14 protein-coding genes, 1 tRNA gene and 1 pseudogene are annotated in these 13,729 nt (G+C 65.0%); 7 read left to right on the top strand and 9 right to left on the bottom strand.

From position 1 onward, the window contains the following. The first annotated feature begins 45 nt into the window (after positions 1 to 45). Positions 46 to 1,278: a tyrosine--tRNA ligase gene (gene tyrS, locus ACMUOY_RS15475; RefSeq protein WP_413893633.1), complete on the top strand. Its 1,233-nt coding sequence runs from the start codon at positions 46 to 48 to the stop codon at positions 1,276 to 1,278. A gap of 25 nt (positions 1,279 to 1,303) precedes the next feature. On the opposite strand, the gene ACMUOY_RS15470 is transcribed toward tyrS, so the two are convergent. The 4 genes from ACMUOY_RS15470 to ACMUOY_RS15455 all read right to left on the bottom strand — a co-directional run bounded on the left by ACMUOY_RS15470 (position 1,304) and on the right by ACMUOY_RS15455 (position 4,787). Further along, positions 1,304 to 1,975: an ankyrin repeat domain-containing protein gene (locus ACMUOY_RS15470; RefSeq protein ID WP_413893664.1), complete on the bottom strand. Its 672-nt coding sequence runs from the start codon at positions 1,973 to 1,975 to the stop codon at positions 1,304 to 1,306. Positions 1,976 to 2,054: 79 nt separating this feature from the next. Further along, positions 2,055 to 2,546 (bottom strand): GlcG/HbpS family heme-binding protein, encoded by a 492-nt coding sequence (locus tag ACMUOY_RS15465; RefSeq protein ID WP_413893632.1) that lies wholly within the window; start codon positions 2,544 to 2,546, stop codon positions 2,055 to 2,057. A 130-nt stretch (positions 2,547 to 2,676) separates the two neighbouring features. Continuing rightward, entirely contained in the window at positions 2,677 to 3,342 is a 666-nt protein-coding gene (locus ACMUOY_RS15460; RefSeq protein WP_413893631.1) for a response regulator transcription factor, read from the bottom strand. Beyond that, positions 3,321 to 4,787: a sensor histidine kinase gene (locus tag ACMUOY_RS15455; RefSeq protein WP_413893630.1), complete on the bottom strand. Its 1,467-nt coding sequence runs from the start codon at positions 4,785 to 4,787 to the stop codon at positions 3,321 to 3,323. The genes ACMUOY_RS15460 and ACMUOY_RS15455 overlap by 22 nt, the downstream gene beginning before the upstream one ends. Positions 4,788 to 4,837: 50 nt before the next feature. Here ACMUOY_RS15455 and ACMUOY_RS15450 point away from each other — a divergent pair, with 50 nt between their 5' ends. The 3 genes from ACMUOY_RS15450 (at position 4,838) to ACMUOY_RS15440 (ending at position 7,589) form a co-directional block, all read left to right on the top strand. Beyond that, the gene (locus tag ACMUOY_RS15450) at positions 4,838 to 5,767 is read left to right on the top strand and encodes a cation diffusion facilitator family transporter (protein ID WP_413893629.1); all 930 of its coding nucleotides are present in this window, start codon (positions 4,838 to 4,840) and stop codon (positions 5,765 to 5,767) included. A 50-nt stretch (positions 5,768 to 5,817) separates the two neighbouring features. Continuing rightward, a complete protein-coding gene (gene dtd / locus ACMUOY_RS15445) occupies positions 5,818 to 6,258 on the top strand; it encodes a D-aminoacyl-tRNA deacylase (protein ID WP_413893628.1) in 441 nt (146 codons plus the stop codon). A 131-nt stretch (positions 6,259 to 6,389) separates the two neighbouring features. Beyond that, entirely contained in the window at positions 6,390 to 7,589 is a 1,200-nt protein-coding gene (locus tag ACMUOY_RS15440) for an IS4 family transposase (protein WP_413893627.1), read from the top strand. A gap of 93 nt (positions 7,590 to 7,682) precedes the next feature. Here ACMUOY_RS15440 and miaB read toward each other — a convergent pair whose 3' ends face one another. The 4 genes from miaB to ACMUOY_RS15420 form a co-directional block, all read right to left on the bottom strand. Then, a complete protein-coding gene (gene miaB / locus ACMUOY_RS15435) occupies positions 7,683 to 9,035 on the bottom strand; it encodes a MiaB/RimO family radical SAM methylthiotransferase (RefSeq protein ID WP_413893626.1) in 1,353 nt (450 codons plus the stop codon). Positions 9,036 to 9,158: 123 nt separating this feature from the next. Further along, positions 9,159 to 9,515 carry a hypothetical protein gene (locus ACMUOY_RS15430; protein ID WP_413893625.1) on the bottom strand — a complete coding sequence of 119 codons (357 nt, stop codon included), beginning with the start codon at positions 9,513 to 9,515 and terminating at the stop codon, positions 9,159 to 9,161. Positions 9,516 to 9,644: 129 nt separating this feature from the next. Next, a tRNA-Met gene (locus ACMUOY_RS15425) sits at positions 9,645 to 9,721 on the bottom strand. Positions 9,722 to 9,757: 36 nt separating this feature from the next. Then, entirely contained in the window at positions 9,758 to 10,537 is a 780-nt protein-coding gene (locus ACMUOY_RS15420) for an enoyl-CoA hydratase (protein WP_413893624.1), read from the bottom strand. A gap of 127 nt (positions 10,538 to 10,664) precedes the next feature. Between ACMUOY_RS15420 and ACMUOY_RS15415 the strand changes: the two genes are divergently transcribed. The 3 genes from ACMUOY_RS15415 to paaK are packed head-to-tail and all read left to right on the top strand — an operon-like array spanning position 10,665 to position 13,233. Next, on the top strand, positions 10,665 to 11,459 hold the full coding sequence (locus tag ACMUOY_RS15415; protein ID WP_413893623.1) for an enoyl-CoA hydratase-related protein: 795 nt from the start codon (positions 10,665 to 10,667) through the stop codon (positions 11,457 to 11,459). 2 nt (positions 11,460 to 11,461) lie between these two features. Further along, positions 11,462 to 11,944, top strand: a complete 483-nt coding sequence (paaI, locus tag ACMUOY_RS15410) for a hydroxyphenylacetyl-CoA thioesterase PaaI (protein ID WP_413893622.1) — start codon at positions 11,462 to 11,464, stop codon at positions 11,942 to 11,944. Continuing rightward, positions 11,941 to 13,233 carry a phenylacetate--CoA ligase PaaK gene (paaK, locus tag ACMUOY_RS15405; RefSeq protein WP_413893621.1) on the top strand — a complete coding sequence of 431 codons (1,293 nt, stop codon included), beginning with the start codon at positions 11,941 to 11,943 and terminating at the stop codon, positions 13,231 to 13,233. Before paaI ends, paaK begins: the two co-directional genes overlap by 4 nt. 303 nt (positions 13,234 to 13,536) lie before the next feature. Here paaK and ACMUOY_RS15400 read toward each other — a convergent pair. Further along, positions 13,537 to 13,729, bottom strand: a pseudogene (locus ACMUOY_RS15400) (transposase); the annotation flags it as partial.

Raw genomic sequence — 13,729 nt, 5'->3', positions numbered from 1 at the left:
CAAGTATACCGGCGGCAGCCCTCTGTAGACCACCCGAAAACCCTTATGAACAAAGCACTTGACAAATCTTTTCCCGTGACCGATAGGGTTCAGGAATCATTGGCAGTGACTCTGCGTGGCTGCGAAGAGCTGATTCCCGAAGGCGACTGGGTGCGCAAGCTGGCCCGTTCCGAGGCCACCGGCGTTCCGCTGCGCATCAAGCTGGGCCTGGATCCGACCGCACCCGACATCCACGTCGGGCACACCGTGGTGCTCAACAAGATGCGCCAACTGCAGGATCTGGGCCATACCGTCATCTTCCTGATCGGCGACTTCACCACGTTGATCGGCGACCCGTCCGGCCGCAACAGCACCCGTCCGCCGCTCACGCGCGAAGAGATCGAGATCAATGCCCAGACCTATTACCGCCAGGCGTCGATGGTGCTGGATCCGGCCAGGACCGAGATCCGCTACAACAGCGAATGGGGCGACGCCCTGGGCTCGCGCGGCATGATCCAGCTGGCGGCGCGCTACACGGTGGCGCGCATGATGGAGCGCAACGACTTCCATGACCGCTTCAAATCTGGTGCGCCGATCAGCGTGCACGAGTTCCTGTACCCGCTGATGCAGGGCTACGACTCGGTGGCGCTCAAGAGCGACCTGGAACTGGGCGGCACCGACCAGAAATTCAACCTGCTGGTGGGTCGCCATCTGCAGGCCGAATACGGCCAGGAGCCCCAGTGCATCCTGACCATGCCCTTGCTTGAAGGCCTGGACGGCATCGAGAAGATGTCCAAGTCCAAGAACAACTACATCGGCATCAGCGAAGACGCCAACACCATGTTCGCCAAGTGCTTGAGCATCTCCGACGTGCTGATGTGGCGGTGGTACACCCTGCTGAGCTTCAAGTCCGAAGCCGCCATCGCAGCCTTGAAGGCCGAGGTCGATGGCGGGCGCAACCCTAAGGACGCCAAGGTGGCGCTGGCCAAGGAAATCACCGCGCGCTTCCACAGCGCTGCAGCGGCGGACGCAGCCGAGCAGGACTTCATCAACCGCAGCAAGGGCGGCGTACCCGATGAGATCCCCGAGGTCACCCTTGCTGGTGCCCCGATGGGCATCGGCGCGCTGCTCAAGGCCGCCGGACTTGCGCCCTCCACATCAGAGGCGAGCCGCCTGATCGATGGCGGCGGCGTGCGGGTGGATTCCAGTGTGGTCAGCGACAAGGGGCTGAAACTGGCCGCTGGCGCCTATGTGTTGCAGGTGGGCAAGCGCAAGTTCGCCCGCGTCACGCTGAACTGAACGACCTCCAGGAGGCACGCCAGGATCATTTCGTGCCGGCGGTCTCCAGCATCTTGACCATGTCCTTGTAGCCTCTGGCGCGTGCCAGCTGCAGCGGCGTCTGACCCTGCCTGTCGGTCAGTCTTACGCTGGCGCCGGCGTCGAGCAAGGCCTTGAGCGTGGCTTGGTGGCGCGGTCCGCCGTCACCCAGCACGATGGCCTCGATCAGCGCCGTCCAGTGCAGGTTGTTCACGTGGTCCAGTGGGGCGCCGGCGGCGATCAGCTGGCGCACCACGCCGTCGTGACCCAGATGCGCCGCTGCGATCAGCGCCGTGCCGTCGTAGCGGCTGGTCATCTGTTTCGCGCTGGCGCCCAGCGACAGCAGCACACGCAGGGTTTCCTCGTCGTCCGCCACCGAGGCGATCGTCACCCCGTCGTAGCGGTCGTTCTCCAGCAGGTTGATGTCGGCGCCGGCCTTGACCAGCGCGCGGATCGCACCGCGCTGCCGAGCAAACGAGGCCACATGCAATGGCGTGCGGCCATGGGGATCGCGCACATTCAGGTTGGCGCCGGCAGCGGCGAGCTTCTCGATTTTTTGCACGTCGCCCCGCCATGCGGCGGCATGAAGGCCTTGGTACTGAGCACCTTCGGCCGGGCTGGGCGGGACCTGGGCCAGCGCCGGGAGTGCGCCCGGCAGGCCCATGGCGCAGAAGACCATCGCCAGGGCAAGGCGGCGCTTCGAGCGCTTGATGTCATCAATCTGGTCCATGTGCGGCATACCGTGCGTCGTGTGTGACTTACTTCAGCAGGTCCTGGACCTTGGCGATGCCGTCCATCGCGCATTTCTCGTCGAGATGGCCGCCTGGCGCGCCGCCCACGCCGACCGCGCCGATGACCTCGTTGCCCACCTTGATCGGCACGCCGCCGCCGAGCAGCAGGAAGCCGGGCATGTAGACCAGGTTGGCGCCGGCCGGGTTCTTCTGTGCGCCCTCCATCATCGCCGTGGTCGTGTTCTTCGCGGAAGCCGAGGTGTAGGCCTTGGCCTGGCTGGAGGACAGGGTGTGCGGGCCGGCGTTGTCGGCGCGTTGCAGGGCGCGCAGCGAGCCGGCGCGATCGACCACCGCGGCCGCCACGTTGTAGCCAGCGGCGGAGCACGATGCGACCGTGGCGGCGGCAATCTGGTTGGCCAGTTCGAGCGAGATGTTCTTCTCGGTGCGCACGGCCTGCGCACTGGCGGCGGTGGCGACCAGCGAGAGGGCGAGGGCAGAGACGGCGAGCAGTTTGTTCATGGGGTTCTCCTGTGGGTCAGCCGGTTCGATCAACCGTGGGTGAACTGTAGAAAACCGGCGGCGGTTTGCCCATTCGTACGGCTACGCGCGCAGTTCCGTAGTTCTACGGAGTGGGGTCGGCACTGGCGCCTCAGGGCGTTTCGACCAGTGCGGCGTAATGGCGGATCAGCTGCGCCAGCGACTCGGCTTCGAGCTTGGCGAAGAGGTTGGCGCGGTGTGTCTCCACCGTGCGCGGCGAGAGGTCGAGCGCGCGTCCGATCTCCTTGTTGGTCAGCCCCGCCACGATCAGGCCGAGCACCTCGCGCTCGCGCTCCGACAGATGGGCGTAACGTTCACGCGCCCGCCGGTCGGCCTGATGGCGCTCACGCGAGCGCACATGCTGGCGCACCGCGTTCTGCAGAGCTTCGAGCAGTTGCTCGTCGTTGACCGGCTTTTCCAGGAACTCGGCCGCGCCCGACTTGAATGCGCGCCGGCACATCTCCACCGTACCGTGGCCTGTCAGCATGATCACCGGCTGGTCCACGCCCTGTGCCGCCAGCGTGTCCAGCACGGTGAGGCCGCTGATACCGGGCATGCGCACGTCCAGCACGATGGCGCCAATGCCCTGGCGGTCAAAACCGTCGATGAAGGCCATTGGATCGGCCCAGGTCTGCACCCGCAGGCCCACGGTGCCGATCAGCAAGGCCAGGCTGTCGCGGACCGCCGCGTCGTCGTCGATCAGATGAATCAATGGTGACAGCGGGGCGCTGCCGGCCGGGGTGGGTGCCGCGGGGTTCATGGCGTCTGCGGCTGACATGGCAGCGTCAGCGTGAACAGGGCGCCGTGCGACTCGTTGGGAGCCGCCGTGAGTGCGCCACCCATGTTCGTGGCCAGGGTTTCGCACAGGCTCAGGCCGAGTCCCAGGCCCCCGGTGCGCGTGGAGAAGAAGGGTTCGAAGATGCGGGACAACACCTCTGGCGCGATGCCGGGGCCGGTGTCGGCCACTTGGAGCCGCCCGGACGACCCGTTCGCGTCCACGGTCAGCGTCAGGCGGCGGTCCGCAGGGGCATGCTCCAGCGCTTGCAGCGCGTTCATCAGCAGGTTGTGGATGATCTGTTCAAGGGCCACCGGTTCGGCCAGCACGGTGACCGGTTGGGGCGCCTCGATCACCGGCGCGACGCCGCGGCGCTGGCATTCGGGCTCCAGAAGGTAGAGCGCACGCCGCACGGCTTCAACCAGATCCAGCGCCTGGGTCTGGCCGGACAGGTCGGGTCGCTCGATCGCCCGTCGCAGGCGACCCACCACGTCAGAGGCGCGGCGGGCCTGTTCAACCGCCTGCGCCATCGCCTGGCGCGCGGTGTCCAGTTCGGGCGGATCGTCGTCCAGCAAGCGCCGGGCCGCCTGGGCGCTGGCCATCACCGCCGTCAGGGGCTGGTTCAGCTCATGCGCCATGCCGGCCGCCAGCTCGCCCAAGGTGTTCAGCCGCGCCACCTGGCCCAGGCGCAGCAATTCCTCGGCGCGACTGCGCTCGGCGCGCTGGCGCAAGCCGTGACGCGCCCAGGCCAGCACGGCCGCCAGGACCAGGGCCCACAAGGCCATGCGTCCCCATGGCAGTTCAGCCCAGCCCACCGTCTGGGTGGCGACCACGTCGAACGCCTGGCTGTCGGCCGCCAGATGCTTGTGAAACTCGAAGCGCCAGCCACCTGGCGCCAGCCGGCCGGGCTGCAGGACAAACTGCTGACCCGAATGCTCCAGCACGACACGCACCGGGCTGCTGGCTGGCTCCAGCGGCCACTCGGCCCAGGGCACCATAGCCCTCAGGTCGATCGTGAGGGCATAGCTGGCGGGCTGCGCCGCCAGAACCAGCTGATAGCGCCCGCTGGCGAAATCCAGGTCCGCCAGGGTGGCGCGCCGGAGCTGGCGGGAGGTCGCCTCGGCGGACGCCATGGCCGGATCGCTCCATGCGGCTTCACGGTCGCGCCGCTGCGCCGACAGGATCTGCGGGTACAGGGCGGGCAGGCGCTGCTCGGGTGCGGCGTCTGCCGGCCCGTCGGGACCCGGTTGGAGCAGCGCCAGCGTGGCCAGGATGGCATCGTGCTGAACGACACGCTGGCTGAGCAGGCGGTGCATGATGCGCGCGTTGGTTTCAAAAGCGTCCTTCAGCTGGGCCAGCTCCAGGCGCGCGATCGCGACGGCGCCAGCGAGGGTGAGCGCCACCCAGGCCAGGATCCACCATCGAAATGCCTTCCATTGCCGCGCCATCGGCCGGATTCTGGCACGGGGGCGCCCAGACGCTACGCGACAATAGCGGCATGATCCCCGCCACCGTCCGGCTGCTCACCCCGCGTCGCCTGCTCATGGCGTCGATCGCGGTGGCGGTCATCACGATCACGCTCAAGACCCTGGCCTGGTATGTGACGGATTCGGTCGGCCTGCTGTCGGACGCGATGGAGTCCTTTGTCAACCTGGCCAGCGCCATTTTCGGGCTGGTGATGGTGACGATCGCGGCGCGCCCCGCCGACGAGGACCATCCCTACGGGCACCACAAGGCCGAATACTTTTCCTCCGGCTTCGAAGGCGCGCTGATCATCGCGGCGGCGGCCGGCATCATCTGGGCGGCTGGGCACCGGCTGTTTGACCCGCAGCCGATCGAACAGGTGGGTTGGGGCCTGGCACTGTCGGTGGCCAGCTCCGCCCTCAATGGCCTGCTGGCCTGGGTCATGTTCCGCTCCGCCAAGGAGCACCGGTCCATCGCGCTGGAGGCCGATGCCAAACATCTGGTGACCGATGTCTGGACCTCCGTGGGCGTGATCGTGGGCATCGCGCTGGTGTATTTCACCGGCTGGCTGTGGCTCGACCCGGTGGTGGCCATCGGCGTGGCGCTGAACATCCTGTGGGAGGGTTTCCACCTGATGTGGCGCTCGTCGCAGGGTCTGATGGATGAGGCGGTGGAGCCGGACGTGATGGTCGCCATCCAGCAGACGCTGGACGGGTTTTCGCACAGCCGTGGCGCGACGCCGATCATCCGTTTCGACCACATCACCACGCGCAAGGCGGGTCAGCGACGCTTTGTCGACTTGCACATGCACATGCCGGCGGGCTGGTCGCTGGGGCGCGCGGCGGCGGTGCGCACCAGCGTGGAGAAGGCGCTGATGAGCGCCGTGCCGGGCCTGCGGGCCAGCATCCAGCTATTGCCCAGCGATGTGGAGGCCCACATCGACGATCCGAAGGATCTGAAATGAAACGCCATGCGCATCGGTGCGATGTCCGCTGTCCTTCGAGGGCGCGCTGAATGATCTCCCTCCTGCAACGTGTCAGCGAGGCGCGCGTGGTGGTGGAGGGCGCGGTGATCGGCGAGATCGGCGCCGGCCTGCTGGTGCTGGTGTGCGCCGAACGGGGCGACAGCGAGGCCCAGGCGGACAAGCTGCTGGCGAAGATCCTGAAACTGCGCGTCTTCAGCGACGAGGCCGGCAAGATGAACCGCAGCGTGCAGGACGTCGGTGGCGGCCTGCTGATCGTCAGCCAGTTCACACTGGCCGCCGACACCACCGGCGGCAACCGGCCCAGCTTCACCCAGGCTGCGGCGCCAGACGACGGGCGGCGCTTGTACGACTATTTTGTGGATCGTGCCCGTGCAACGCACCCGGTCGTGCAAACCGGCCGTTTTGCCACCGACATGAAGGTGCACCTTGTCAACGACGGGCCGGTGACGATTCCCCTGTGGGTGAACTGAAGCGCCAAAAGCATCTCATTACTGTCCGATAGATTTCGACCTATAGTGGCGCAAACGTAGGCTGGAAGAGGGTTCCAAGAGGATCTGAGATTCCGGCAATTTGAAATCCGGAGTTGCTCATTGGGCGTAGCGTGACCTCATTTGAACGAGGTCCGCACCATAAACCCACTCGCACGGTCCTGGCGCAGTTGTTGGCGATCGTGCCGTATGCGCAATCCGAGCATCCCGTTGACAGCTACCAGGCCAACCGCTGGACGCGAGGATTCACTGCGTGGAGTCACCTCATCTGCATGATCTATGTGCAACTGACCCGCCGCGAAGGCTTGCGTGACCTTGTGGACTGCCTGAACTCCCAAGGCACCAAGCTGTACCGCGCGGGATTGCGCCAGCGGGAATCGCGCTCCACGCTGGCCGACGCCTACGAGTTCCGCAGCGCCGAGTTGTTTGAAGCTCTGGGCCAGCGCCTAATTGCCATGGTGTCGGCCCAGTACCGGGACGAGGACATCGGGCTGGGCGTGAAGGAACCGCTGCATGCCATGGACTCCACCACCGTGGACCTGTGTCTGAAGCTGTTTCCGTGGGCCGACTTTCGCTCGACCAAGGCCGGCATTAAGGCCCATACCGCCTTCGATCTGCGCGGTGCCACTCCGTTCATGCTGAGCATCACCACGGCAAGGGTCAGCGATGTGTCCACGCTCGACAGCCTAAGGCTGCCTGCGGGGTCCATCGTGGTGCTGGACCGCGGGTATGTGTACTTTGCCCGGCTGCAACGGCTGGTGCAGCGCGAGTGCAGCTTGGTGGTTTGTGCCAACGCCAACCTGAGCTTTCGCAGCATCCAGGCGCACCCCGGCGACGCAAAGACTGGTGTGTGGTCGGATCAGACGATCGCGCTGGTGGGCCAAAGAGCGAGCAAGGATTGCCCGGGGCCGTTGCGCGGGGCTCGCCTTTGTGACGCAAGCACCTGTCTGGAACTGGTGTACCTGAGCAATCGCCTGGACCTGCCCGCGCTGACGATTGCGGCCATCTACAAGCCGCGCTGCCAGATCGAGTTGTTCTTCAAGTGGCTCAAGCAGAACCTGAGCATCCAGCATTTCTTTGGCAACTCCTTAAACGCCATGAAGTCCCAGATCTGGATCGCAGTTTGCTCGTACCTGTTGGCGTTGATCGCGCATCGCCCGTTTCGCGATCAGCTCTCGTTGCGCAATTTCCTGCATCTGGTGGAGGTCAATATGTTCGAGAAGATTACCCATCACAAGGATGGTTTCCAACTCAGTTCGATCCCAAGAACCGGATACCTCTCCTCTACAAACAGAGTTGTTCTGATACGGTGAAGACTTACCGGGCAGTAGTGAAGGTATCTTTCGGGGACTCTCAATTCAAAGTCTGGAAATGGCGATGACTAGTTATCAATAGTGTAGTGGCTGTCAGGCGGCCCGTGCGCCGTCCTTCACGCAGATCTCGCCGCGCAGGGAATGCGGCATGGCTTCGGTGATGGTCACGTCGATCATCTGACCTACCAGCCGGGCGGCGTTCGGCCCGCCGGGGAAATTGACGGCACGGTGGCATTCCGTGCGCCCCATCAGCTCCTGCGGGTTGCGGCGCGCCGGGCCTTCGACCAGGATGCGCTGCACCGTGCCCAGGCGCGTGGCGCCGATGCTGCGGATGTTGGCCTCGATCACGGCCTGCAGTTCCTGCAGGCGGCGCAGCTTGACATCGTGCGGCGTGTCGTCATGCAGGTTGGCCGCGGGCGTGCCCGGGCGCGGGCTGAAAATGAAGCTGAAGCTGTTGTCAAAGCCGATGTCGTCGATCAGTTTCATCGTCTTGGCGTGGTCCTCTTCCGTCTCGCCAGGGAAGCCCACGATGAAGTCGCTGCTCATCGCCATGTCCGGGCGGATGGCGCGCAGCTTGCGCACCGTGCTCTTGTATTCCACGGCCGTGTAGCCACGCTTCATCGCCATCAGGATGCGGTCACTGCCGTGCTGCACCGGCAGGTGCAGGTGGCTCACCAGCTTGGGCACCTTGTCGTACACGTCGATCAGGCGTTGCGTGAACTCGTTCGGGTGGCTGGTGGTGTAGCGGATGCGCTCGATGCCGGGGATGTCGGCCACATACTCGATCAGCAGGGCGAAATCGGCGATGTCGTTGGTTCCGCCCATCGGGCCTCGGTAGGCGTTGACGTTCTGGCCCAGCAGCGTGACTTCCTTCACGCCCTGGTCGGCCAGGCCGGCAATTTCGACCAGCACGTCATCGAACGGGCGGCTGACTTCCTCCCCGCGCGTGTAGGGCACCACGCAGTAGCTGCAATATTTGCTGCAGCCTTCCATGATCGAGACGTAGGCGGCGGCCCCTTCGACCCGCGCGGGCGGCAGATGATCGAACTTCTCGATCTCCGGGAAGCTGATGTCCACTTGCGGACGGGCCTGGGCGGCGCGGGATGCCAGCAACTCGGGCAGGCGGTGCAGCGTCTGCGGGCCGAAGACCACATCCACATAGGGCGCACGCTTGATGATCTCGGCACCTTCCTGGCTGGCCACGCAGCCGCCCACGCCGATCAGCACGCCTTTTTTCTTCAGGTGCTGCACCCGCCCGAGGTCGCTGAACACCTTTTCCTGCGCTTTCTCGCGCACCGAGCAGGTGTTGAACAGGATCAGGTCGGCCTCGTCCACGTCGGTGGTGGGCTCGTAGCCCTCGGCGGCGCGCATCACGTCGGCCATCTTGTCCGAGTCGTACTCGTTCATTTGGCAGCCGAAGGTTTTGATGAAGACTTTTTTGGCCATGGCGGACTTGCTGAATCTGAAAAAAGGTGAGCAATCAAGCATCGTTCCACGAGGGGAATCGGCTGCCTTTCTTGATGAATCGAGGGGCGCCGGACCTTTTTGGCCACTCTTGCCCCTGTGGGTTCAGGCCGGGCGGGCCGGCCGCTTCATGGCGGCCTCCTGGGGCGTGAGGATCCAGACTTCGTGGATCAGGCCATGGCCGTCGCGCACATAGTTCACGACCAATTCCCGGTTGATCAGTCCGCCGGACATCACCAGCAGGTTGTTCGTGTCGTGGATGCGCGCGCCAGGCGACAGGCGGTCGGGTTTGCCGTTGAGCGAGACTTCCGGCGGAAGCGTCACCACCAGCTTGCCGCGCAAGGCGGACTCCGGAAAGGTGCGCGGGGTGCCTTGGGCTTGCACTGACAGAGGCGCCAACAAAGGCAGGCTGGTCGCGGCCAGCATCATCGAGGAAAGAAACAAAGTCAGACAGCGGTTCATGGTGTTCATCCAGAGGCTGAGGAGGAGGGCGTGGCACCATCTCGGCGCCACCTGCGGCTGGAAAAGTGTAGCACCCGGCGCCCAAACGAAAAGCCCGCAGAGTGGGCACTCATGCGGGCTTGGGAATCCTGGTGGTGGTACCGGGACTTGAACCTGGGACATCAGCATTATGAATGCTGCGCTCTAACCGACTGAGCTATACCACCGAAGGCCAGAATTCTAGCAAAGAATCCGGCATGTTTTCATCGGTGGGTGAAGGCGGGGGGGCGTTTGTTCAGGAAAGCGTCCATGCCCTCCTTCTGGTCGGCGGTGGCGAACAGGGAATGGAACAGCCGGCGCTCGAACATCACCCCGTCGCTCAGCCCGCTCTCGAAGGAGCGGTTCACGCTTTCCTTGGCCGCCATGGTGGCGAGCTGGCCGTGGCCGCAGATCACCAGCGCGGCGGCCAGCGCTTCGTCCATGAGCTTGTCCAGCGGCACCACGCGGCTGACCAGCCCGGCGCGCTCGGCCTCGGTGGCGTCCATCATGCGGCCGGTGAGCACCATGTCCATCGCCTTGGACTTGCCCACGGCCCTGGGCAGGCGCTGGGTGCCGCCCGCGCCAGGGATGATCCCGATCTTGATCTCCGGCTGGCCGAACTTCGCGTTGTCGGCGGCGATCATGAAGTCGCACATCATGGCCAGTTCGCAGCCGCCACCCAGCGCGAAGCCGGCCACGGCCGCGATCACGGGCTTGCGGATCGAGCGGATGGTTTCCCAGTTGCGAGTGATGAAGTCTTCCTTGTAGGCGTCGGAGAAGGTGAATTTCGCCATGGCCGAGATGTCGGCACCGGCGGCAAAGGCTTTTTCGCTGCCAGTGATGATCATGCAGCCGATGGCCTCATCGGCGTCGAAGGCCTTGAGTGCGGTACCGAGTTCGTCCATCAGGGCGCTGTTGAGCGCGTTGAGTGCCTTCGGCCGGTTCAGTGTGATGATGCCGACCTTCTCGGCCTCAATGCGCACCTCGATCAGTTCATAAGCCATGGGCTTTCTCCGGGTTTTCTGTTGAAAGATTGGGGGGTAGCGTAGGACTATAACCAAGGCCCGACCAAGGGAAAACATTGGCCAACCGATCGGTCGGCTAATGGTAAATTCGAGCCCAGGAGACACCATGACCGAACCGACCGTCCTTTATGAAGAGCGCGGCGCCGTGGCCATCGCCACGCTGAACCGACCTCAGGCTCTCAACAGCTTCACGCGACAGATGCATCGCGAGCTCGGCGCCGCGATGGGCCACGTGGAGGCCAATCCGGCGCTGCGGGCCTTCGTCATTACCGGCGCCGGCCGTGGCTTCTGCGCCGGTGCTGACCTGTCGGAGTTCGACTTTGCGCCCGGGCCGGATCTGGTCGAGCGCGCCAATCCCGGCCCGGTGATCGATCAGGCCTTCAACCCCACCGTGCGCCGGCTGCAGGCGCTGCGCGTGCCGACGATCGCGGCCGTCAATGGCGTGGCGGCCGGCGCAGGTGCCTCGCTGGCCATGACCTGTGACATCGCCATTGCCGCGCCGGGCGCGAGCTTCATCCAGGCCTTCAGCAAGATCGGCCTGATTCCGGACGCGGGGGGCAGCTGGTTTCTGGTGGAGCGCCTCGGGCTGGCACGCGCCCTGGCGCTGGCCATGACCGGCGACAAGCTGCCGGCGGCGAGGGCCTTGGAGTGGGGCATGATCTGGGACGTGGCCGACGACCCGCTGGCCGCCGCGCTGGCCATGGCCGAAAGACTGGCCGTGATGCCCACACGGGCATTGGTGGCCACCCGTCACCTCCTGCGCGACGGCGCCACGCGCACGCTGCACCAGCAGCTGGATGCCGAACGCGATGCACAGGCGGCCATGGGCCACACCCACGACTACATCGAAGGCGTGATGGCCTTCCTGGAAAAGCGCACGGCGCAGTTCAAGGGCGAATGACGATGAGCGCCCACAGCCACGCGCCCGCGCCGGAACAAGCCCGTGACCTGGCACGCAGGGTCGGCGAGGCCATGTTTGCCGTGGATACCGCCTCCAAGGACACGATGGGCATGGAGCTCGTCAGCTGCGAGCCCGGCCGGGCCGTCATTCGCATGACGGTGCGGGAGCTGCACCTGAACGGCCACCAGATCTGCCACGGCGGTTTCATTTTCACGCTGGCCGACTCCACCTTTGCCTTTGCCTGCAACAGCTACAACAAGAACACGGTGGCGGCCGGCTGCAGCATCGAATTTCTCAAGCCGGGCCATCTCGGCGACGTGCTGACCTGTGAAGGCGTCGAGCAGACGCTCAGCGGGCGGCACGGCATCTACGACATGAAGGTCACCAACCAGCGTGGCCAGGTGATCGCCCTGTTCCGCGGCAAGAGCGCGCAGATCCAGGGCACGGTGATTCCTGAAACTGCCGACGCGGGAGACCAGCCATGACCGCCTTCCCCCTGGAGCCGATCGAAAAGGCCAGCATCGACGAGCTGCGCACCCTGCAGCTCAAGCGCCTGAAGGCCACGCTGGCGCACGCCTACGCCAACTCACCGGTCTACAAGGCCAAGTTCGACGCGGCCGGGGTGCATCCGGCGGATCTGAAGACCCTGTCGGACCTGGCGAAATTCCCGTTCACCACCAAGACGGACCTGCGCGACAGCTACCCCTTCGGCATGTTCGCCGTGCCGCGGGAGAAGTGCGCCCGCATCCATGCGTCCAGCGGCACCACGGGCAAACCCACGGTGGTGGGCTACACACTGAGGGACATCGACACCTGGGCGGGCGTGGTGGCGCGCTCGATCCGGGCCGCCGGCGCGCGGCGCGGTGACATGGTGCATGTGAGCTATGGCTACGGCCTGTTCACCGGCGGGCTGGGTGCGCACTACGGTGCCGAGAAGCTCGGCCTGACGGTGGTGCCCTTCGGCGGCGGGCAGACCGAGCGCCAGGTGCAGCTGATCCAGGACTTCCGGCCCGACATCATCATGGTCACGCCCAGCTACATGCTGGCGATCGCCGACGAATTCGAACGCCAGGGCATCAACCCGGCGGACTCGTCACTGCGCATCGGCATCTTCGGCGCAGAGCCCTGGACCAACGACATGCGCCTGGCGATCGAGCAGCGCGCGGGCATTCACGCGGTCGACATCTATGGTCTGAGCGAGGTCATGGGCCCTGGCGTGGCCAGCGAATGCGCCGAGACCAAGGACGGCCCGACCATCTGGGAAGACCATTTCTACCCCGAGATCATCCACCCCGAGACCGGCGAGCCGGTGGCGGACGGCGAGATGGGCGAGATGGTCTTCACCAGCCTGACCAAGGAGGCGCTGCCCATCATTCGCTACCGCACGCGCGACCTCACGCGCCTGCTGCCCGGCACGGCGCGCACCATGCGCCGCATGGAAAAGATCACCGGCCGCAGCGACGACATGATGATCATCCGCGGCGTGAACGTCTTCCCGACGCAGATCGAAGAGCTGATCCTCAAGCGCCCGGAGCTCAGCGCCCACTACCAGTGCGTGCTGACCCGCGAGGGCCCGCTGGACAACCTCCGGGTGGCCGTGGAAACCCGGCCCGGCCTGTCGCCCGAAAGCATCGAGGCGCGCGCAGCGGCCAAGATGCTGCAGCACGAGATCAAGGTCTACGTGGGCAGCAGTGTCGAGATCGAGCTGCGCGCCGAAGGCGGCGTGGAACGCAGCCAGGGCAAGGCCAAGCGTGTGGTGGACCAGCGGCGCTGAGCGCGCCCGGTCGTTACGAAACAGGATCGTCGATCGCTAACCATTTTTTGCTGAGAACGGCCGTTGCGCTTTGGGAACTGACTTTCATTCCCGGACCCCTCCATCTCCGGACGGTCGTTGTTTGGTTCGGTTGGTGTAGCACTTTGCAGTGCTGCCGGTTGGTGGAATGTTGCACTCTGTGTTTAGGATTTAAGCGGCTATTGGCGCAAATGACCTTTTGCAGGATGTCGCGAACGCTCTTGATCCAGATGAACGGCTTGGGATTGATGTTGTGATGCTCGACGTATTCATCAATGGCAGTCACCAGTTCCGGCAGGCTGTTGAACATGCCTTGGCGTAGCGGTTCGGTAGTGATGTGGCGCAAGAGACGCTCGACCATGTTCAGCCACGAGGCCGAGGTTGGAGTGAAGTGCATGTGGAATCGTGGATGCTTGTCCAGCCACGCCTGCACAGTGGGGTGCTTATGGGTGGCGTAATTGTCGGCAATCAGGTGCAG

Origin of the sequence: Candidatus Skiveiella danica (assembly GCF_022705245.1) — a bacterium.
Taxonomy (GTDB): Bacteria; Pseudomonadota; Gammaproteobacteria; order Burkholderiales; family Burkholderiaceae_C; genus Skiveiella; species Skiveiella danica.
The sequence above is the reverse complement of the archived record's forward strand: the minus strand, read 5'-3'. Positions and strand labels throughout refer to the sequence as shown.

Coding starts and splice junctions, on each gene's coding strand:
- tyrS (WP_413893633.1), top strand. CDS start 46: ATGAACAAAGCACTTGACAAATCTTTTCCCGTGACCGATAGGGTTCAG.
- ACMUOY_RS15470 (WP_413893664.1), bottom strand. CDS start 1,975: ATGGTCTTCTGCGCCATGGGCCTGCCGGGCGCACTCCCGGCGCTGGCC.
- ACMUOY_RS15465 (WP_413893632.1), bottom strand. CDS start 2,546: ATGAACAAACTGCTCGCCGTCTCTGCCCTCGCCCTCTCGCTGGTCGCC.
- ACMUOY_RS15460 (WP_413893631.1), bottom strand. CDS start 3,342: ATGTCAGCCGCAGACGCCATGAACCCCGCGGCACCCACCCCGGCCGGC.
- ACMUOY_RS15455 (WP_413893630.1), bottom strand. CDS start 4,787: ATGGCGCGGCAATGGAAGGCATTTCGATGGTGGATCCTGGCCTGGGTG.
- ACMUOY_RS15450 (WP_413893629.1), top strand. CDS start 4,838: ATGATCCCCGCCACCGTCCGGCTGCTCACCCCGCGTCGCCTGCTCATG.
- dtd (WP_413893628.1), top strand. CDS start 5,818: ATGATCTCCCTCCTGCAACGTGTCAGCGAGGCGCGCGTGGTGGTGGAG.
- miaB (WP_413893626.1), bottom strand. CDS start 9,035: ATGGCCAAAAAAGTCTTCATCAAAACCTTCGGCTGCCAAATGAACGAG.
- ACMUOY_RS15430 (WP_413893625.1), bottom strand. CDS start 9,515: ATGAACCGCTGTCTGACTTTGTTTCTTTCCTCGATGATGCTGGCCGCG.
- ACMUOY_RS15420 (WP_413893624.1), bottom strand. CDS start 10,537: ATGGCTTATGAACTGATCGAGGTGCGCATTGAGGCCGAGAAGGTCGGC.
- ACMUOY_RS15415 (WP_413893623.1), top strand. CDS start 10,665: ATGACCGAACCGACCGTCCTTTATGAAGAGCGCGGCGCCGTGGCCATC.
- paaI (WP_413893622.1), top strand. CDS start 11,462: ATGAGCGCCCACAGCCACGCGCCCGCGCCGGAACAAGCCCGTGACCTG.
- paaK (WP_413893621.1), top strand. CDS start 11,941: ATGACCGCCTTCCCCCTGGAGCCGATCGAAAAGGCCAGCATCGACGAG.